The 17,607-nt window shown below is 74.4% G+C and carries 18 protein-coding genes; 8 read left to right on the forward strand and 10 right to left on the reverse strand.

Annotated elements, in window-relative coordinates:
* The first annotated feature begins 172 nt into the window (after positions 1-172).
* The 3 genes from D7I43_RS33015 (at position 173) to D7I43_RS10325 (ending at position 5,113) form a co-directional block, all read left to right on the forward strand.
* Complete coding sequence (locus D7I43_RS33015; protein ID WP_168222356.1) at positions 173-310, forward strand: hypothetical protein; 138 nt, start codon at positions 173-175, stop codon at positions 308-310.
* Between the two features lie 344 nt (positions 311-654).
* Entirely contained in the window at positions 655-3,159 is a 2,505-nt protein-coding gene (locus D7I43_RS10320; RefSeq protein WP_120328209.1) for an LppU/SCO3897 family protein, read from the forward strand.
* Between the two features lie 121 nt (positions 3,160-3,280).
* Positions 3,281-5,113 (forward strand): NHL domain-containing thioredoxin family protein, encoded by a 1,833-nt coding sequence (locus tag D7I43_RS10325; protein ID WP_120328210.1) that lies wholly within the window; start codon positions 3,281-3,283, stop codon positions 5,111-5,113.
* A gap of 55 nt (positions 5,114-5,168) precedes the next feature.
* Here the strand turns inward: D7I43_RS10325 and D7I43_RS10330 are convergent, their stop codons facing one another.
* The 3 genes from D7I43_RS10330 to D7I43_RS10340 are packed head-to-tail and all read right to left on the reverse strand — an operon-like array spanning position 5,169 to position 7,409.
* A complete protein-coding gene (locus D7I43_RS10330; protein ID WP_120328211.1) occupies positions 5,169-5,918 on the reverse strand; it encodes a LamB/YcsF family protein in 750 nt (249 codons plus the stop codon).
* Entirely contained in the window at positions 5,902-6,777 is an 876-nt protein-coding gene (locus tag D7I43_RS10335; protein ID WP_120328212.1) for a 5-oxoprolinase subunit C family protein, read from the reverse strand. Before D7I43_RS10335 ends, D7I43_RS10330 begins: the two co-directional genes overlap by 17 nt.
* Positions 6,774-7,409: a 5-oxoprolinase subunit B family protein gene (locus tag D7I43_RS10340; RefSeq protein WP_120328213.1), complete on the reverse strand. Its 636-nt coding sequence runs from the start codon at positions 7,407-7,409 to the stop codon at positions 6,774-6,776. The genes D7I43_RS10335 and D7I43_RS10340 overlap by 4 nt, the downstream gene beginning before the upstream one ends.
* 108 nt (positions 7,410-7,517) lie before the next feature.
* Between D7I43_RS10340 and trhA the strand changes: the two genes are divergently transcribed.
* Positions 7,518-8,195, forward strand: coding sequence for a PAQR family membrane homeostasis protein TrhA (trhA, locus tag D7I43_RS10345; RefSeq protein ID WP_120328378.1), 678 nt, complete (start codon positions 7,518-7,520; stop codon positions 8,193-8,195).
* A 58-nt stretch (positions 8,196-8,253) separates the two neighbouring features.
* Here trhA and D7I43_RS10350 read toward each other — a convergent pair whose 3' ends face one another.
* Positions 8,254-8,544 (reverse strand): DUF6458 family protein, encoded by a 291-nt coding sequence (locus tag D7I43_RS10350; RefSeq protein WP_120328214.1) that lies wholly within the window; start codon positions 8,542-8,544, stop codon positions 8,254-8,256.
* Positions 8,545-8,657: 113 nt separating this feature from the next.
* On the opposite strand from D7I43_RS10350, the gene D7I43_RS10355 reads away from it, so the two are divergent.
* Positions 8,658-9,194 carry a SixA phosphatase family protein gene (locus tag D7I43_RS10355; protein WP_120328215.1) on the forward strand — a complete coding sequence of 179 codons (537 nt, stop codon included), beginning with the start codon at positions 8,658-8,660 and terminating at the stop codon, positions 9,192-9,194.
* 42 nt (positions 9,195-9,236) lie between these two features.
* Here D7I43_RS10355 and D7I43_RS10360 read toward each other — a convergent pair whose 3' ends face one another.
* The 4 genes from D7I43_RS10360 to D7I43_RS10375 form a co-directional block, all read right to left on the reverse strand.
* Positions 9,237-9,506: a DUF6458 family protein gene (locus tag D7I43_RS10360; RefSeq protein WP_076468661.1), complete on the reverse strand. Its 270-nt coding sequence runs from the start codon at positions 9,504-9,506 to the stop codon at positions 9,237-9,239.
* 276 nt (positions 9,507-9,782) lie between these two features.
* On the reverse strand, positions 9,783-11,639 hold the full coding sequence (locus tag D7I43_RS10365; protein ID WP_120328216.1) for an acyl-CoA dehydrogenase: 1,857 nt from the start codon (positions 11,637-11,639) through the stop codon (positions 9,783-9,785).
* 141 nt (positions 11,640-11,780) lie between these two features.
* Complete coding sequence (locus D7I43_RS10370; protein WP_120328217.1) at positions 11,781-12,908, reverse strand: PP2C family protein-serine/threonine phosphatase; 1,128 nt, start codon at positions 12,906-12,908, stop codon at positions 11,781-11,783.
* 100 nt (positions 12,909-13,008) lie between these two features.
* Positions 13,009-13,641: a septal ring lytic transglycosylase RlpA family protein gene (locus D7I43_RS10375; RefSeq protein WP_120328218.1), complete on the reverse strand. Its 633-nt coding sequence runs from the start codon at positions 13,639-13,641 to the stop codon at positions 13,009-13,011.
* Positions 13,642-13,908: 267 nt separating this feature from the next.
* Here D7I43_RS10375 and D7I43_RS10380 point away from each other — a divergent pair, with 267 nt between their 5' ends.
* Together D7I43_RS10380 and D7I43_RS10385 are read left to right on the forward strand one after the other, a co-directional pair.
* Positions 13,909-14,460 (forward strand): phosphoribosyltransferase family protein, encoded by a 552-nt coding sequence (locus D7I43_RS10380; RefSeq protein WP_120328219.1) that lies wholly within the window; start codon positions 13,909-13,911, stop codon positions 14,458-14,460.
* Positions 14,461-14,493: 33 nt separating this feature from the next.
* Positions 14,494-15,567, forward strand: coding sequence for a questin oxidase family protein (locus D7I43_RS10385; RefSeq protein WP_120328220.1), 1,074 nt, complete (start codon positions 14,494-14,496; stop codon positions 15,565-15,567).
* Here D7I43_RS10385 and D7I43_RS10390 read toward each other — a convergent pair.
* Positions 15,555-16,076, reverse strand: a complete 522-nt coding sequence (locus D7I43_RS10390; RefSeq protein ID WP_120328221.1) for an alpha/beta fold hydrolase — start codon at positions 16,074-16,076, stop codon at positions 15,555-15,557. The two genes, D7I43_RS10385 and D7I43_RS10390, sit on opposite strands and share 13 nt — an antisense overlap.
* Positions 16,077-16,196: 120 nt before the next feature.
* Here D7I43_RS10390 and D7I43_RS10395 point away from each other — a divergent pair, with 120 nt between their 5' ends.
* Entirely contained in the window at positions 16,197-16,613 is a 417-nt protein-coding gene (locus tag D7I43_RS10395) for an ASCH domain-containing protein (RefSeq protein WP_120328222.1), read from the forward strand.
* A gap of 60 nt (positions 16,614-16,673) precedes the next feature.
* Here D7I43_RS10395 and D7I43_RS10400 read toward each other — a convergent pair whose 3' ends face one another.
* Positions 16,674-17,552 (reverse strand): LLM class flavin-dependent oxidoreductase, encoded by an 879-nt coding sequence (locus tag D7I43_RS10400; RefSeq protein ID WP_120328223.1) that lies wholly within the window; start codon positions 17,550-17,552, stop codon positions 16,674-16,676.
* Positions 17,553-17,607: the final 55 nt, after the last annotated feature.

Raw genomic sequence — 17,607 nt, forward strand, 5'->3', positions numbered from 1 at the left:
ACACCGGCCGTGTCCGTTGGGCGACAGAAACGTCGGCACAGCGTCGCCAGAACCTTTGATTATTCGGCTCGTGTCGCAGCTCACCTAATAATCGATGGACGTTGCCGTCGCGTTGGGGTTCAATGGAGACATCAAGGGGCCGACAACCGAATAGCCGGAGGAGAGACCAACCATGAGCATGATCGAGCGAATCAGGACCCGCCGCGACGCCAACCGCCGCGCCCGTGCCATCGAGCACGCGCTGCGCTCCGCCAACTCGCCGGCGGTCCGCGAGGAGATCCTCGCCATCGCCCAGCGTCACATGAGCTGACGCGCGACGACTTTCCTCACCTCCTCCAGATCGATGACCCGCCCGGTACCACCGGGCGGGTCATCGGCGTTTCACACCCATTGGCACCGGGATTCCACCTGGGGGCAGCGCCCGGTACGGTGGGCTTCGGTCGTCGCCCGCCGACGCGGGACGGGCCGAACTGGTACGAGCAGTTCGCCACCGTCCGGTGACAGGCAGTGACGACCGGTGCTCCCCGGGCGCCGTGAACGGCCACCGGATACGGTGCGGGGAGCGCAGCACGGCCGGTACGCCGGCGACGCCGGCAGCCACGCCGAGAAGACCGACCGGCACGGCGGCCGACATGTGATGGAGGAGGCGCACCGATGACGTCCGAGGGCCCGCACCACCCCGGCCAGGAGCCGGACGAGGTGTCGCCGGGCGCCGGCGGACCGGCGCCGTACGGCGACCGCCCGGCGCAACCGGGAAACGGCTACGGCGCCGCCGGGCCGGACCTGGGCTGGGCGCCCCCGCCCCCGGCAGCACCCAATTCGCCCGCCCCCGCCTGGGCGGCACAGCAGGACCAGCCTCCCGCCGCGTGGGGCGCCGCACCGACGTCGCCCGCGGCCCAGCCGGGGCAGCCCGCGCCGTGGGCCGCCACCGGCGCACCCCAGCCCGGTTGGGGCGGACAGCCCGAGCAGTCCGGGCAGGGCTGGGCGGGTGAGCAGCCCGGCTGGACGAACACCCAGCCCTCCGCCCGCGGCGCGGCCCAGGTGCCGCCGCCCGCCACGCCGCCGCAGACCTGGCCGCAGGAGGACCCGGCCCGTTCGGGCGGGTGGACCCCGCAGCAGGCCGGCGGGCCGTCGCCGCAGAACGGCCAGCCCGGTGCTGGCTGGGGTGGCCAGCAGCCGGGGCCCGCGAACGGCGGGTGGGCCGACGGCACCACACAGGACGACCCCGCCACCTCCGGCGGCTGGAACGGCGCCGCCCAGGCGACTCCGGCCTGGGCGCAGGCGGAGCAGGGCTCCCCGGCGTGGGCGGGCGCGCCCGCCGCGCGCGGTGCCGCGCAGGTGCCCACGGCGGACGCCGGCGCCGAGGGATGGGCGCCACAGCAGGACCCGGGCTCCAACGGTGGTTGGGCGGAGGACGCCCAGCGGGACCAGCAGTCGGAGACCTCCGGCGGCTGGGGCGCGGGCACCGCGACCCCGCAGGACCCCGGGCAGCCCTGGGGCGCCGCCCCGGAGGACCGGCCACGGCAGCCGGACTGGGTGCTCGCGCAGGACCAGGACCGGCCGCAGGACGACCCCGGTTCGGCCCAGTCCGACCCGGCCCGCTCCGGCGGCTGGGCCGCCGAGCCCAACGCCGGGGCGCCGGCGCGTGCCAGCGCCTCCGTGCCCGGCACGGGCAACCCTCCGCAGTGGACGCCGAGTGAGCGCCCGGCCGTGCCCGACGTGGAGCCGTGGGCGCCCGGCGAGGCGTGGGGCCGCACCGACGCCGACTCCGCGAACCGACCCGCCGAGCGTGCCGAGGACGGCCCGATCTACCAGCCCGCCCCCGCGCCGGGCATCTCGCCGGCGAACGTGGTGCCGCTCCCGCCGCAGGAGCAGCGGGTGCCCGGTGCGAGCCTCGCCGCCGAACCGCCCGCCGACTACGCGCCCCCCGCCGACTTCGCGCCGCCCGCGCCGTACGGTGCGGCCGACGGGCAGCCCGGTGAGCGGAACGACTGGCCGCCCGCCGGCCCGGCCGGGCACTCGCACGAGCCGGAGCAGGCCGGTTGGGGGCAGGCCGACGCCCGCAACGACGCACCCTCCGCGCCCGTGGTGCCCGCGCCGCGTACGTCGCCCGAGGCGGGAGCGGCCCGCGCCACGGCGAGCGCCGCCGTGCCGCTGGCCAGCCGGGTGATGCCGCCGCCGGACCAGCCCGTGCTGCCGACGGGTGCGCCCGCTCCGCAGCCCCGGGTGTACGGCCGGCCGACCCGCCCGGAGGCGGCGGACGAGCCGGAGCAGGCCGCCGGGCCGGCGTACGGCGCGGAGCCGCAGGCGTACGGCGCGGAGCCGCAGGCGTACGGCGCGGAGCCGCAGGCGTACGGGGCCGAGCAGCAGGCGTACGGTGCCGACGCGCGGCCCGAGACCGGCCCGGACTCCTTCGACGACCGCGACCGGATCGCACCGGCGTCGAACGGCTACCTGGAGGCCCCGCCGAGTTCGGGTCCGCCGGCCCCGCCACCGTTCCCGCCGGGCATGCCGACCTTCACCGACGCGCCCAGCAGCAACCGTCCGGTCAACGGGGTGCGCCCGCACCCCGGCGGCGAGCGTCCGGCCGACCCGTTCGGGCCGCCGGCGCCCCCGTCCCCCGATCACGGGATGCCGGGCGTCGCGGGCTACGGGCCGCCCCCGATGCCCGAGCAGCAGCCGGCGCACACGACCGCCTTCCCGCCGGCCTTCCCGCCGCCGCCTCAGCAGCAGCAGCAGTCCACCCCGTCGTGGGCGCAGGGCGCGCCGGACACCGACCAGAGCCGGTTCGACGCGTTCAAGCCGGACGAGGAGCCGAAGACCGAGGCGCCCACGCCGAAGGTCCGCAACGGACGGGTGCTGGCCGCCGTGCTCACCGCGGCGGTGCTCATCCTCGCCGTGCCGCTCGGGCTGCTGTTCCTGCTCGGCAAGATCGGCGGGGACCAGGCGCCGGCGGCGTTCGACCCGGCGGTGGGCTCGTGCGTGAAGCAGTCCGGCCAGAGCGCCGCACCGGCGGACTGCGGTGAGGCGGGCGCGTTCACGGTCGTCTCGAAGGTCGACAACAAGGACAAGTGCGGCGACCCGAGCCTGCCGCACGTCGTCCTGCAGGGCGACGGCCCCAACCGGGTGCTGTGCCTGAAGCCGGCGACCAGCCAGTAGACGCGACACCGGCGGGGCCACGGGCGACCGTGGCCCCGCCGTCGTGTGGACGGCCAGGTGTGATCGAGCCCGCGCGGGGTAGCGCCGGTCGCCGCCCTCCGGGTCCGGCAGACTGGGGCCCATGAGCGCACGAGTACGGGCTCCCGAGCTGCGCGGCCGGGGCTGGTTGAACACCGGCGACCGCGATCTCACCCTCGCCGACCTCCGCGGCAAGATCGTCATCGCGGACTTCTGGACCTTCTGCTGCATCAACTGCCTCCACGTGCTGGACGAGCTGCGGCCGCTGGAGGAGAAGTACGGCGACGTCCTCGTGGTGATCGGCGTCCACTCCCCGAAGTTCGAGCACGAGAAGGACGCGGACGCGCTCGCGGCGGCGGTCGAGCGGTACGGCGTCCACCACCCGGTGCTCGACGACCCTGAGCTGAACATGTGGCAGCAGTACGCCGCCCGCGCCTGGCCGACCCTGGTGGTGATCGACCCCGAGGGGTACGTGGTGGCCACGATGGCCGGCGAGGGGCACGCCGAGGGGCTGGCTCGGCTGATCGACGAGCTGATCGCCACCCACGAGGCGAAGGGCACCCTGCACCGGGGCGACGGCCCGTACGTGCCGCCCGCCGAACCGGAGACCGTCCTGCGCTTCCCGGGCAAGGCGGTGTTGCTGGAGAACGGCAACCTGCTGGTCTCCGACTCGGCCCGGCATTCGCTGGTCGAGCTGGCGCCGGGCGCGGAGACCCTGGTCCGCCGGATCGGGTCGGGTGAGCGGGGCCGCGCCGACGGGCCGGCCGCCGCGGCCACGTTCTCCGAGCCGCAGGGGCTCTGCCTGCTGCCGCCGCAGGTGGCCGAGGTGGCCGGGTACGACCTGGTCGTCGCCGACACGGTCAACCACCTGCTGCGGGGCGTACGGCTGGCGACCGGCGAGGTGGTGACGGTGGCCGGCAGCGGGCGGCCGTGGCGTTCGACGGTCGACGACCACGCCCACGACGCCCTCGCCGTGGACCTGTCGTCCCCCTGGGACCTGGCCTGGTACGACGACAAGGTCGTCATCGCGATGGCGGGCATCCACCAGCTCTGGTGGTTCGATCCGGTGAAGCGGACCGCCGGCATGTACGCGGGCACCACCGTGGAGGCGCTGCGGGACGGCCCGCTGGCCGAGGCGTGGATGGCCCAGCCGTCCGGTCTCTCCGTCTCCGCCGACGGTGCCCGGCTCTGGGTGGCCGACAGCGAGACCAGCGCGATCCGGTACGTCGAGAACGGCGTGATGGGCACGGCGGTCGGGCAGGGTCTCTTCGACTTCGGCCACGTCGACGGGCCGGCGTCCTCGGCGCTGCTCCAGCACCCGCTCGGCGTGTGCGCGCTGCCGGACGGGTCGGTGCTGATCGCCGACACGTACAACGGCGCGGTCCGCCGCTTCGACCCGGCGACGGACCAGGTGTCGACCGTCGCCGACGGCCTCGCGGAGCCGAGCGACGTGGTGCTCACCCCGGCCGGGGAGGTGCTGGTCGTGGAGTCCGCCGCGCACCGGCTCACCCGGCTGGCGCCCGGCGCGCTGGCCGCCGCGGGCGCGAACACGGTGGACGGGCCCCGGCACCGCACCGAGCGGAAGCCGACGGACGTGGCGCCGGGCGAGCTGACGCTGGACGTGATCTTCACCCCGGCGCCGGGGCAGAAGCTGGACGAGACGTACGGGCCCTCCACCCGGCTCGTCGTGTCCGCCTCCCCGCCGGAGCTGCTGCTGGAAGGGACGGGGACGACCACCGAGCTGTCCCGGCGCCTGGTGATCAACAGTGCGGTGGACGGCGGTGTGCTCCAGGTGACCGCCCAGGCGGCGACGTGCGACGCGGACGTCGAGCACGCGGCCTGCCACCTGACGCGGCAGGACTGGGGGGTGCCGGTGCGCGTGGTCGACGACGGCGCGGCACGCCTGCCCCTGGTGCTGCGCGGTCTGGACGCCTGAGGCTCCGTGGCGGAGGGCCCTTCTCGACGCGGTGAGCCGGGAAGGGCCCCTCGCGTCACGCGAACGGGCTGAGCGCGACCCCGGCGTCGATGAGCGCGGCGCGGACCATCTCCGCCGAGGCGACGGCGCCGGGGCTGTCCCCGTGCAGGCAGATCGACTCCACCTGGCAGGGCACCACGCTGCCGTCCACCGCCACCACGGTCCGCTCGGTGGCCATGCGCACGGCCCGCTCGGCGACCTGCTCCGGGTCGGTGACGAGCGCGCCGGGCGCGTTGCGGGGCACGAGTGTCCCGTTGGGCAGGTAGCCCCGGTCGGCGAAGCCCTCGGCGACCACGCGCAGCCCGGCGCCGACGGCCAGTTGGGCGAGCACCGAGCCGGGCGCGCAGAGCAGCGGGAGCTGGTCGTCGTACTCGTTGACGGCTGCCACCAGCGCGGCCGCCTGTGACTCGTCCCGAGAGGCGGCGTGGTAGAGCGCGCCGTGCGGTTTCAGGTAGCGCACGCGGGTGCGGAACGCCCGGCAGAACGCGTCCAGGGCGCCGAGCTGGTAGATGACCTCGTCGCGCAGCTCCGCGAAGTCGTACGCGATGTGCCGCCGGCCGAACCCCGCCAGGTCGCGGTAGCCGACCTGGGCGCCCACGGCGACCCCCCGCCGCGCCGCCTCGGCGCAGACCCGGCGCATGGTGGACGGGTCGCCGCCGTGGAACCCGCAGGCAACGTTCGCGGAGGTGATGAGGCCGAGCAGAGCCTCGTCGTCGCCGAGCCGCCAGATGCCGAAGCCCTCGCCGAGGTCAGCGTTGAGGTCCATGGAACCTGACGGTAGTGCCTGGGCGGGCCTGCGCGAGGGGGGTCACGTCGGCCACCACCCCGACGACCGGGTACCCGCCGGTCGTCGGGTGGTCGGCCAGGAAGATCAGCGGTTGGCCGTCGGCGGGCACCTGCACCGCACCGAGCACGACGCCCTCGCTGGGCAGTTCGCCGGTGACCGCGCGGGGCAGCGGCGCGCCGGCGAGTCGCGCGCCGATCCGGTTGCTGAGCGGGCTCACGGTGTACGCCGTGCCGAACAGCCGGTCGAGTGCGGCCGGGGTGAACCAGTCGTCGCGCGGGCCGAGCCGGAGGGTGAGCCGCAGTTCGTCCCGGGGTGGCGGGCCGACGGTCAGGTCGACCGGCGGGGGCGGTCCGGCCGGCGTGCCCAGGGGCAGCCGGTCGCCGTCGCGCAGCGGGGGCGGGCCGAGCCCCGAGAGGGTGTCGGTGGCCCGGCTGCCGAGCACGGGCGGTACGTCGACACCGCCGCCGACGGCCAGCCAGTTGCGGACCCCTCGGCTGGCCGGGCCGATCCGCAACACCGCCCCGGCCGGTACGGAGAGCGGCCGGCCCACGTCGCCCGGACGCGCGCCGACCCGGATCTCCGCGTCGGCGCCGGTGACGGCCACGGTGGCCGCCCGGGTGAGGCGCAGCGTGCAGCCGGTCGCGGTGATCTCCAGCCCGGCGGCGGCCTCCGGGTTGCCGACGAGGCGGTTGGCCAGCCGCAGCGCGGCCGGGTCGAGGGCACCGGAGCGGGGCACGCCGAGGTGCGCGTAGCCGGGACGGCCGAGGTCCTGCACGGTGGTGAGCGCCCCCGCCCGGAGCACCTCGATTTCGCCCGCCGGCTGGTGTCCGGCGGTCACGTCGCCACCAGGCGGACGCGGGTGCCGGGGGTGAGCCGGGCCGGTGGATCGCCGGCCACGTCGAAGAGCACCATCCCGGTCCGGCCGACCAGCAGCCAGCCGCCCGGGGACGCGCTCGGGTAGATACCCGCGTACGGGCCGGCCAGCGCGACCGAGCCGGCCGGGACGCGGGGCCGGGGTGTCGGCAGTCGGGGCAGCGCGAGGTCGGCCGGGAGCCCGGTGAGGTACGGGAAGCCGGGGGCGAAACCGCAGAAGGCCACCCGGAACTCGGTGCGGGCCAGCCGGTCGACCACCGCCGGCACGGTGGTGCCCCAGCGCTGCGCGACGATCGGCAGGTCCGCACCGTCGTACGTCACGGGGACCTCGACGAGCCCGGCCGCGCCACCGGCGCTGGCCGTCCGCGGTGTCCAGGTGGCGATGAGCCGGGCGGCCGCCGTCGGATCGGGTACGCCGTCCAGCAGGACGGTGGCGGCCGCCGGGACGATCTCCGTGGCGGTCAGCTCACCGCGCTCGCGGCGGGCGGTGAGCTCGGCCCGCCACGCCTCGACGAGGCCGGCCACGTCGGCGGACGGGTCGCCCGGGTCGGCGCAGTCGAGCAGCAGGGCGTGCATCCCGACGGGTCGGATCCGCATGCCGCCATCTTGGCGGACCGGCGCCGCGGGCCGCCGTACCGTCGCGGGTGGACGGGCGTGACGAGTCGCACTACCTACAGGTAACCTACGGTGCCGTAACCTATGGACGTGACGACCTCCGCACCGTTCCGGCTCAAGCCGGCCGACATTGGCAAGCCCCGGATGCGCGGCTGGCTGCACACGTACGCCTTCTTCGTGGCCGTGGTGTGCGGGATCGTGCTCTGCGCGGTCGCCGCCACCAGACCGGGCTGGGCGCCGCTCGTCAGCTGCGTCATCTACAGCCTGACCGTCTGCGGGCTCTTCGGCACCAGCGCGCTCTACCACCGTCGCGTGTGGTCGGAGCGCGGCTACCAGATCATGCGCCGCATGGACCACTCGATGATCTTCGTGTTCATCGCGGGCACGTACACGCCGTTCAGCGCCCTACTGTTGGAGCAGCGCCCGGCCACCGTGATGCTCTCGGTGGTGTGGGGCGGGGCGCTCGCGGGCGTGGCGCTGAAGGTGGTCTGGCCGCACGCCCCACGCTGGGTGTCCGCCCCGCTCTACCTGGCACTCGGGTGGGTCGCGGTGGCGATGCTGCCGCAGATCCTCGACGGCGGCGGCGTGACCGCCCTGGTCCTGCTGCTCGCCGGCGGCGCCGTCTACAGCGTGGGCGCCGTCTTCTACGCGCTCCGCCGGCCGAACCCGTGGCCCACGGTCTTCGGCCACCACGAGTTCTTCCACGCCTGCACCCTGGTGGCCGCCATCTGCCACCACATCGCCATCTACTTCGCGCTCTTCGCCTGACCACGACGAGGGCCCGTCCCCACGCGCACGATGGGACGGGCCCCCGCCGGGGTGGGGGTCAGACGGTGCGGCCCGGCCGGCGCACCTCGCGGTACTCCTCCACCACCCGGTCGTCCTGCACCGGCACCACCCGGTCGGTCACCACGCGGTCGGTCCGGGCCGGGGCCGTGGTCACCACCGTGCGCCGGCGGCTGTTCCAGAAGTAGAGGGTGACGAGCAGCGCCGCGACGCCGGCGAGCATCAGCACCCAGCCGACGACGGAGAGGTCGAGCCAGCCCAGGTCGGCCTCCACGGCGAACGCGAAGATCGCACCCAGTGCGATCAGGAAGATGCTGCCACCAATGCCCATGGTCGCCTCCTCGGCTCTCAGCTGGCGTTACGTCCCGCCGCGGCCATCGGTGAGGTTGCGGCATCCATCGACTTACCCCGGCACGGTGATCGCCAATCGGGCAAGCTGGGGGCATGACGGACGCGTACGCCGACGGACGGACACTGGTGCTGCTGCGCCACTCGAAGGCCGAGCAGTCCGAGCAGGGGCCGGACGCGGACCGGCCGTTGACCGACCGCGGGCGGGCGGACGCGGAGAGCGCCGGCGCGTGGCTCGCCAAGCACGGCCTGCTGCCGGACGTGGTGCTCTGCTCGACCGCCCGGCGGACCCGGGAGACCTGGCACGGGGTGGCGATGGGCATGACGGGTTCACCGCCGGAGGGCGGCCCGGCCGGTCCGGGCCCGGACGTCCGGTACGAGCCCGACGCGTACGAGGCGCATCCGGAGGACCTGCTGACGCTCGTCCGGCGGGTGGATCCGGCCGCCCGCACGGTGTTGCTGATCGCGCACAATCCGGCGATCTCGCTGTTGTCGGCGGTGCTGGACCCGGGCCGGGCGGATCCCGAGGGGCTGCGGACGACCGGCATCGCGGTGCACGGGAGCCCTCGTCCGTGGGCGGAACTGGACCGGGACGGCGCACCGCTCAGCGCGGCGTACACCGCACGTAGCTGAGCCACCCGCCCGGTCTCGGGCGGGTGGCTCGGCGTACGCGTCTCAGGAGGGTGGTGCCGTCGGCGGCGGCGGGTCGGGTGGCGGCGGCATCATCGCGGTGGGATGGGACAGCCGGTTCTCCTCCACGATGAGGGTCCGCGCCCGCTTGCGCCGGTCCTGCCAGTACCAGAGCGTGGTGAGCAGGACGGCGAGCCCGGCCAGGATGAACACCCAGCCGACCGCGCGCAGGTCGACCCACCAGACGTTGGCCCTGATGGCGAAGGTGAGGATCGCGCCGACCGCGATCAGGAAGATTCCACTACCAATGCCCATGTCCGCTGCACTCCCCCGTGCGATGGGTCCGGGCGTGTTCCGACGTGGTCCCGCGGGGGTTACCCGCCCCGACGGCGAACCCACCCGACGCCCCGCATCGAATGCGGTCCCGCCGGGCGGCGATCCCGCGCGGTCGGCCCCGCCTTCGCGGCGTGCCTCCCGAGTGACCGGGATCGGGGGAAAGGGGACGGCCGGCGGGGTCGTCGCCCGCCGGCCGTCGTGCCGGTCATCGCCGGAGAAGCTCCGGTCGTCCCGTCCGCGAGGGAACGGTGGAAATCAGAAGGCCTCTTCCGGGAGGTCCATGACGTCCAGGTCGGTGCCCTCGATGATCCGCCGGTCGGCGCCGATGCGGGGCAGCACCTCGCGGGCGAAGAAGCGAGCGGCGGCCACCTTGCCGGTGTAGAACGCCTTGTCGGCCGCCGAGACCTCGCCGCCCAGCGCCCGCAGCGCCACGTCGGCCTGCTTCTGGAGCAGCCAGCCCACCACCAGGTCGCCGACCGCCAGCAGGAACCGCCGGCTGCTCAGCCCGACCTTGTAGAGGGCCCGGGTGTCACCGCCCTGCGCCGCACCCAGCCAGCCGGTCATCACGCCGACGATCGTCTGGATCTCGGCGAGCGCCTTGCCGAGCGCCTGCCGCTCCTCCTTGAGCTGGCCGTTGCCGGCCTCGGAGGTGATGAACTCCTGGATCTCGCCGGCGACCGCCATGAGCGCCTTGCCGTTGTCCCGGACGATCTTCCGGAAGATCAGGTCGAGGCTCTGGATGGCGGTGGTGCCCTCGTACAGGGTGTCGATCTTCGCGTCCCGCACGTACTGCTCGAGCGGGTAGTCCTGGAGGAAGCCGGAGCCGCCGAACGTCTGCAGCGACTCGTGGCCGAGCAGCTCGTACGCCCGCTCCGAGCCGACACCCTTCACCAGCGGCAGGAGCAGGTCGTTGACCCGCTTCGCGAGCTTGGTGGCCTTCTCGTCGCCGGCCGCCTCGGCCATGGCGACCTTGTCCTGCCAGGACGCGGTGTAGCAGACGAGCGCGCGCAGGCCCTCGGCGTACGACTTCTGGAGCAGCAGCGAACGGCGCACGTCCGGGTGGTGGGTGATGGTCACCCGCGGCGCGGTCTTGTCGGCCTGCTGGACGAGGTCGGCGCCCTGGACCCGGTTCTTGGCGTACTCGAGCGCGTTCAGGTAGCCGCTGGAGAGGGTGGCGATGGCCTTCGTGCCGACCATCATCCGGGCGTACTCGATGATCATGAACATCTGCCGGATGCCGTCGTGCTTGTCGCCCAGCAGCCAACCCTTGGCCGGCACACCGTGCTCGCCGAAGGTCATCTCGCAGGTGTTGGAGACCTTGAGGCCCATCTTGTGCTCGACGTTGGTGGCGAAGACGCCGTTGCGCTCGCCCAGCTCGCCGGTCTCCTCGTCGAAGTGGTACTTCGGCACGATGAAGAGGGAGAGGCCCTTGGTGCCCGGGCCGCCCACGCCCTCGACGCCGACCGGACGGGCCAGCACGTAGTGGACGATGTTGTCGGTCAGGTCGTGCTCACCGGACGTGATGAAGCGCTTCACGCCCTCGATGTGCCAGGACCCGTCGGGCTGCGGGATGGCCCGGGTGCGGCCGGCGCCGACGTCCGAGCCGGCGTCCGGCTCGGTGAGGACCATCGTGGAGCCCCACTGCTTCTCGATGAAGAGCTTGGCCCACTTCTTCTGCCGCTCGGTGCCCTCGACGTGCAGGACGTGGGCGAAGGACGGGCCGGAGGCGTACATCCAGACCGGGGCGTTCGCGCCGAGCACCAGCTCGGCGAGGGCCCACCAGAGAGCCCGGGGCGCGTTGGTGCCGTCCAGCTCCGACGGGAGGTCCAGCCGCCAGAACTCCGACTCCATGAAGGCCCGGTACGACTTCTTGAACGACTCCGGAAGCGGAGCGGTGTGGGTGGCCGGGTCGAAGACCGGCGGGTTGCGGTCGCTGTCCGTGTAGCTGGCGGCCAGATCCTCGCGGGCGAGACGGTCGACCTCGGCGAGGATGCTGCGCGCGGTGTCGACGTCGAGGTCGGAGTACGGCTCCTGGCCGAACGCCCGGTCCGCCCCGAAGACCTCGAAGAGGTTGAACTCGAGGTCCCGCAGGTTGCTCTTGTAGTGGGTCATGCTCACTGGCCCCGCTTCCGGACAGGTGTTACCGATCAGTAACTCCAGACTCTATTACCGACGGGTAGCCAGCGACAAGCCGATCACCGAAGTGACGGCGATTACACACCTGCGGTTCACCTGCCGAGACGACGCCCTCCGTCAGCTCTCGGCGGCGCCGACCTCCCAGCTCGGGACGGCTGCGGTGTCCGCGGTACGCGGACCGGGGTACTCCATCAGCACCAGGGCGATGTCGTCGTCGAGCCGGCCGTGCACCCACTCGACCAGCGCGGTCTCCAGCGAGGCCAGCCCGTCGGCGACGGTGCCGTGGCCGAGCAGCCGCCACGCCCGGTCGGCGGTCGGGAAGAACTCCCCGTCGCGCCGCGCCTCGCCGAGCCCGTCGGTGAACAGCAGCAGCCGGTCGCCGGGCTCCAGCCGCTCGACCCGCGGCCGTACGACCGGCATGAACCCGAGCGGGGGCGCGGGCGCGGGCGGCTCCAACGGGATCACCGCGCCCCGCCGCAGCAGCAGGGGCGGCGGGTGTCCACAGTTGACGATGGTGAGCGTCCCGCCCCGCTCCTCGACCAGTGCGGCGGTCACGAAGTCCTCGTCACCGACGCTGCGGGCCACGGCCCGGTCCAGGTCGGTCACGATGGCGCGCAGGTCGGCCCGCTCGTACGCCACGTGCCGGTACGACCCCAGCACGATGCTCGCCAGGCGGACCGCCTCCAGGCCCTTCCCCCGCACATCGCCGATGATCATGCGGACGCCGTACGGGGTGTCGATCGCCTCGTACAGGTCGCCGCCGATCTCCGCGGTCGCCGTGGAGGAGATGTAGCGGCCGGCGACCGACAGGCTGCCCACCTGCGGGCCGAGTTGCCGCAGTACCGCCTGCTGGGCCACGGCTGCCAGCTTGGACAGCTCGGCGATCTCCTCGGCCTGGCGCTGCCGCACCGAGGCCACCACGGCCGCGATGCCGGTCGCCAGCGCGATCCCGGCCACGTTCACACCGTTGACCAGCGAGATCGACCAGTCGCAGATGGCGAAGGTGGCACCGATGGCGGTGGCCGCGACGCCCACGCCGAGCACCATCCGCCAGGACGCCAGCGCGGCGGCCAGGAACGGCGCGGCCACCATCAACGCGATGTAGTGCGCGCCGCGGCCGTCCGCCAGCTCGACCGCCGAGACGATCGCGAGCAGGACGACGGCCGCGCCGAGGCCGGCGCGGGATCCGGGGCTCAGCGGGCTTCGGCCCGACTGGAAGGGATGCGTGCGTACGAAGGACAGCATGCCTGATGGACGTGAACGGGTGAATGAACCTGGCCCGTCGTCCGAGGAGGTTCTGTCCGGCTGGGTCGCGCTGTCGGCCGTATCGCCGTGGAGCATCCGCTCAGCCGAGCACCTCGTAGCGCACGGTCATGGCGCCCACGTCGAGGGACGCGATGCTCGCGAAGGCGGCCCGGGAGAGGTCGAGGCAGCGCCCGTCGATGAACGGGCCGCGGTCGTTGATCCGTACGGTGACCGACTTGCCGTTCGCGGGGTTGGTGACCCGGACCTTCGTGTCGAACGGCAGGGTCTTGTGCGCCGCGGTCAGCGCGTCGGGGTTGAAGTTCTCCCCGTTGGCGGTCATCTGCCCCTCGGAGTAGAAGGACGCACCGCACGAACCGCTGTCCACGACGCTGGGGGCCTTCGTGGTCTTCTTCGGCGACGGCTTCGGGCTGGCCGTACGCGCCTTCGCCCGCGAGGCCGCCTGCGGGGAGCGGCTGGGCGTGGGGCTGGCGGTCGCGCTCGGCGTGGGGCTGGCGCTGGCGCTCGGGGACAGGGTGGGCGACGCGGGCGGGGTGCTGCTGGCCACCGTCGTCGGCGAGATCTCGATGGCGACGGGCCGGGAGTCGTCCGTGCCCGAGGTCAGGCGCACGGCGCCGACGGTGCCACCGACGGCGACGGCCACGCCGACCGCCGCGGTGGCCGCGATGGCGGCCGGCGAGGAGATCCTGCGGGTACGGGAGTGCCTACCAACCACCAGCCCGGTCCTTTCCTGTGCCGAATCAAGCCGGGTCGGACCGTAACGAGAGAGGTACTTCCGAAGTCAACGTGATCACGGTGGTATGCCCGTATTTGCAGTGATACGTGTAGCCGATCATCCGACCCATGATCGGCCGGGCGGCCCCGGCCCGCGGCGTGCCGCGCCACCCGCCGGGCAGGCTCGCCACCCGCCGCCCGCCGCCCGCCGCCCGCCGGCCGCCGGCCTGCCCGCCGCTCACCGGCGCGCCTGCCGCAGGATGGGTGGATGCCCGCTGAGCTGAGGGACCGTCTCGTCGCGCTGTTCCGGTGGATCGATCCCGGCCCCGGTTCCACCCACCTCGTGAGCGACGTGTCCGGCTGGTGGCGGGACCCGGGCGTGCTGGCGGCCCTCGGTCCGGCCCTCGTGGGCCCGTACCGCGCCGCCCGGCCCACCGTGGTGCTCGCCCCCGCGGTCACCGGTCTGCTGGTCGGCCCGCTCGCCGCGACCGCGCTCGGGGTCGGCTTCGTACCGGCGCACAAGCCGGGCGACGGGCGGCTGCCGGCGGGCCCGCTGACCTGGGCGCAGAGCCCGCCGGACTTCCGCGGTCGCCGGGTCGACCTGGCCGTGCGGGAACGGCACCTCGGCCCCGGCGACCGGGTGCTCGTGGTGGACGACTGGGTGGCGACCGGCGCCCAGGTCCGCGCGCTCTACGACATCTGCGCCGCCCGCGGCGCCGAACCGGTCGGCACCGCTGCCGTCGCCGTGGACTGCTCGCCCGAGACCGCCGCCGAACTGCGGATCCGCGGGCTCGTGTCGGGAACCGACCTGCACGGTTGACTTCAACCATGCTTCAGATTCGAGGATCGACGCATGAGCGACGGGATCCTCGACGAGGCGTACGAGCGACTGCACCGCACCGGCCCGGAGTACCGGGGCTGGCTGTCCAACCACGGCCCGATGGCGGCGGAGGCGCTCGCCCGGCGCGGCCACGACCAGGGGCTCCACCGGTGGCTGGACGCGTACGTCACCCGACTCGACGAGCTGCCGCGCGGCCTGCGCCCGATCGACGACTGGCGCGGCGCGCTCGGCGACCCGAAGCGGGCCGGTGACTGGCTCGCGTACTTCGACCGGGAACTGCGCGAGCGGCCCTGGCGGGAGGTGCTCGGCACCTGGTGGCCGCGGCTGCTGCCGGGCATCGCCGCCGGGGCCACCCACGGCGTCATCCGGGTCGGCCACGCCGTCCGGGCGCTGCTGGAGAACGACCGGAGCGTCCCCCGGCGCGTCGAACTCGGCCAGGCCCTCGGCTACTGGGCGGCCCGCTGGCAGCCGGTGCCGGGCGCCGACCGAGTCCTCCCCACCGGCGGTGCGGTGACCGTCGCCGGGAACCCGACCGACCCCGAGGCGGACGACGGACCCGACGTCGAGGCAGCGCTGGCCGGGCTGCCCCGGATCCCGGACCGCGAGGGCGGCATCCGGGAACGGCTGGGCCGCCTGCCCGCCCTCGACGGGTGGCCGGAGGCGCTCGCGGCGCTGCGCCCGGCACGTACGCCCGCCCAGGCGGAGGCGGGACTCACCGCGCTCGCGCACCAGGCAGCGCTGGGCTACCTGCGGTTCGGGCACGCCGAGCCGGTCATGCTGGTGCACGCCGTCACCGCCCCGACCGCGGTCCTGCGTACGCTCCCGGTGCTCGACCCGGCGCTGTGGGCGCCGAGCCTCGCGGCGGCCTGGTCCGCGACGGCCGCCGTGACCTCGGTGTACGCCCCGCCGAGGCCCGCCGCCGCGCCGGCCGTCGCGGCCATGACTCCGGCGGAGGTCTTCGCCCGGGCGGCGCGGCACGGCGACGCGCACGTGGTGAAGCTGGCCGACGCCGTCCTGGACGCCCACGACGCCACCGGTGACCGGCGGGTGCTCGACGCCGCCGGCTACGCCGCTCAGATGATCTGAACGAACTCCTCGACGGCGGTGGAGACGCGGCCCAGGGCCTCGGCCGAGCGGACCAGCGGCCCCGGCAGCATGAGGGAGTGGTCGGCCTCCGGGATCTCCACGACGTGCGGGGTGAGCCGGCGGGCCACCCCGCTGTCCCAGGAGGGGTCGGCGGTGCCGCCCACCAGCAGGTACGGCGCGGTGGCCCGTTCCAGCGCGGTCACCACCTCGGGCAGGTGCAGCAACGGCGTGAGCCAGATCGCCGGCAGCCGCCGGTCGGCGGCGAGCGGTGCCGCGAAGCTGCCCAGCGACTTGCCGACCAGCAGGTCGGTCGGCGCGGCCAGGGCGGGGAGCACCTGCTCGACCACCCACGCGCCGCTCCGGTCGTGGCCGAGCCCGGGCGGCACCTGCCAGACGATCTCGTGCAGCTCGAAGCCCGCCCGGGTCAGCGACTCGCCGGCGTACGCGAAGAGCGGCGCCCGGGTGTCGTACCCCCGACCAGGAATGAGCACCGCACGCCGGTCCGCCATGATCGCCTCCCGAGGTCCCCTCCGACTACCGCTGCGGCCACCGTAACGCCGGCGGGCGCAACCGTGGGGGCGGACGAAAAGCGGCGGCGGGGTTCCGGGCTCTCGCCTAGCCTCGGCAGGATGTGGCCACGGATCGGCGGACTGCGCACCCTCGCCCTCGGCACCCCCGGTGAGCTGCGGCGCACCCTCAACGGCCTGGTGCTCGCCGGGGCGAAGACGGCGACCGCCGGCCTGCTCAGCGAGTACGCCGAGGAGGGCGAGGATCTGGAGCGGGTCGGCGAGCGGCTGGTCCTCGTGGACGACGACGACCACCTGGTCGGCGTCGTCGAGGTCACCGGCGTGGAGGTGGTCCGGTTCGCCGACGTGAGCTGGGACTTCGCCCGCTCCGAGGGTGAGGGGGACCGGTCGATCGAGGACTGGCGCTCCGGCCACGCGGCCTACTGGGCGCGGCTGGGCACCACCGTCACCGACGACACCGACGTGGTCTGCCTGCGCTTCCGGCTCGTCGCCACCGACGACGGCATCATCGGCACGTGAGCACGACCGGGCCGTGAGCAGGGTCGCGCCGTGACCGGCGGCCCAGCCGTGACCGGCGGCTCAGCCGCGCAGCTCGGGCAGGAGCCGGGTGGCCACGTCCGCCAGGACCTCCTCGTCACCGGCGTACCAGCTGCTGGCCCGCGGCCAGTGCGTGACCACGTCGGTGAACCCGAGGTCGGCCGCGCGCCCCACCTGGTCGGCGAAGAACTGGGCGCTGGTCAGCGAGAAGACCGGAGCCGCGTCCAGCGAGAGGTAGCGGTCCAGGGTGGCCGGATCCCGGCCGGTCTCGGCGAGCGTCCGGTCGAGCCGGGCCGTGACCTCGGCGACCCCGGACCACCAGCTCTCCAGGTCGTCGCCGCCGGTGCCGGTGGTGACCCAGCCCTGCCCGAACCGGGCCACGAGCCGCAACGAGCGGGGCCCGTTCGCGGCCACCACGAACGGCACGCGGGGCGTCTGGACGCAACCCGGGTTGTTGCGGGCGTCGACGGCGGTGAACCACTCGCCGCGCCAGGTCGTGCCGTCCTCCCGCAGCACCAGGTCGAGCAGCTCGACGAACTCCGCGAACCGGTCCACCCGCTGCCGCGGGGGCAGCGTCTCCCCGCCGAGCACCGCGGCGTCGAAGCCGATCCCGCCGGCACCGACCCCGAGCAGCGTACGGCCGCCGGAGACGTCGTCGAGCGCGGTGATCTGCCGCGCGAAGGCGGCCGGGTGCCGGAAGTTGGGTGAGGCGACGAGCGTGCCGAGCCGGATCCGCGAGGTCACCGTCGCGGCGGCGGTGAGCGTGGTCATCGAGTCGAACCAGGGACCGTCGACCAGGTCACGCCAGCCCAGGTGGTCGTACGTCCACGCGTGGTCGAAGCCCCACTCCTCCGCCTGCCGCCACCGTCGCTGCGACTGCGCCCAGCGCTGGTCGGGGAGGATCACGATGCCGATACGCATGATCGCAGCCTAGCCGCGCGGTCCGACACGCCTTGCCATATATCGATCATCAATA

Source organism: Micromonospora globbae (assembly GCF_003610785.1).
Taxonomy (GTDB): Bacteria; Actinomycetota; Actinomycetes; order Mycobacteriales; family Micromonosporaceae; genus Micromonospora; species Micromonospora globbae.

What these genes read in the sequence shown, in the direction of transcription:
- D7I43_RS33015 (WP_168222356.1), top strand. Translation starts at nt 173, where the DNA reads ATGAGCATGATCGAGCGAATCAGGACCCGCCGCGACGCCAACCGCCGC.
- D7I43_RS10320 (WP_120328209.1), top strand. Translation starts at nt 655, where the DNA reads ATGACGTCCGAGGGCCCGCACCACCCCGGCCAGGAGCCGGACGAGGTG.
- D7I43_RS10325 (WP_120328210.1), top strand. Translation starts at nt 3,281, where the DNA reads ATGAGCGCACGAGTACGGGCTCCCGAGCTGCGCGGCCGGGGCTGGTTG.
- D7I43_RS10330 (WP_120328211.1), bottom strand. Translation starts at nt 5,918, where the DNA reads ATGGACCTCAACGCTGACCTCGGCGAGGGCTTCGGCATCTGGCGGCTC.
- D7I43_RS10340 (WP_120328213.1), bottom strand. Translation starts at nt 7,409, where the DNA reads ATGCGGATCCGACCCGTCGGGATGCACGCCCTGCTGCTCGACTGCGCC.
- D7I43_RS10350 (WP_120328214.1), bottom strand. Translation starts at nt 8,544, where the DNA reads ATGGGCATTGGTGGCAGCATCTTCCTGATCGCACTGGGTGCGATCTTC.
- D7I43_RS10355 (WP_120328215.1), top strand. Translation starts at nt 8,658, where the DNA reads ATGACGGACGCGTACGCCGACGGACGGACACTGGTGCTGCTGCGCCAC.
- D7I43_RS10360 (WP_076468661.1), bottom strand. Translation starts at nt 9,506, where the DNA reads ATGGGCATTGGTAGTGGAATCTTCCTGATCGCGGTCGGCGCGATCCTC.
- D7I43_RS10365 (WP_120328216.1), bottom strand. Translation starts at nt 11,639, where the DNA reads ATGACCCACTACAAGAGCAACCTGCGGGACCTCGAGTTCAACCTCTTC.
- D7I43_RS10370 (WP_120328217.1), bottom strand. Translation starts at nt 12,908, where the DNA reads ATGCTGTCCTTCGTACGCACGCATCCCTTCCAGTCGGGCCGAAGCCCG.
- D7I43_RS10380 (WP_120328219.1), top strand. Translation starts at nt 13,909, where the DNA reads ATGCCCGCTGAGCTGAGGGACCGTCTCGTCGCGCTGTTCCGGTGGATC.
- D7I43_RS10385 (WP_120328220.1), top strand. Translation starts at nt 14,494, where the DNA reads ATGAGCGACGGGATCCTCGACGAGGCGTACGAGCGACTGCACCGCACC.
- D7I43_RS10390 (WP_120328221.1), bottom strand. Translation starts at nt 16,076, where the DNA reads ATGGCGGACCGGCGTGCGGTGCTCATTCCTGGTCGGGGGTACGACACC.
- D7I43_RS10395 (WP_120328222.1), top strand. Translation starts at nt 16,197, where the DNA reads ATGTGGCCACGGATCGGCGGACTGCGCACCCTCGCCCTCGGCACCCCC.
- D7I43_RS10400 (WP_120328223.1), bottom strand. Translation starts at nt 17,552, where the DNA reads ATGCGTATCGGCATCGTGATCCTCCCCGACCAGCGCTGGGCGCAGTCG.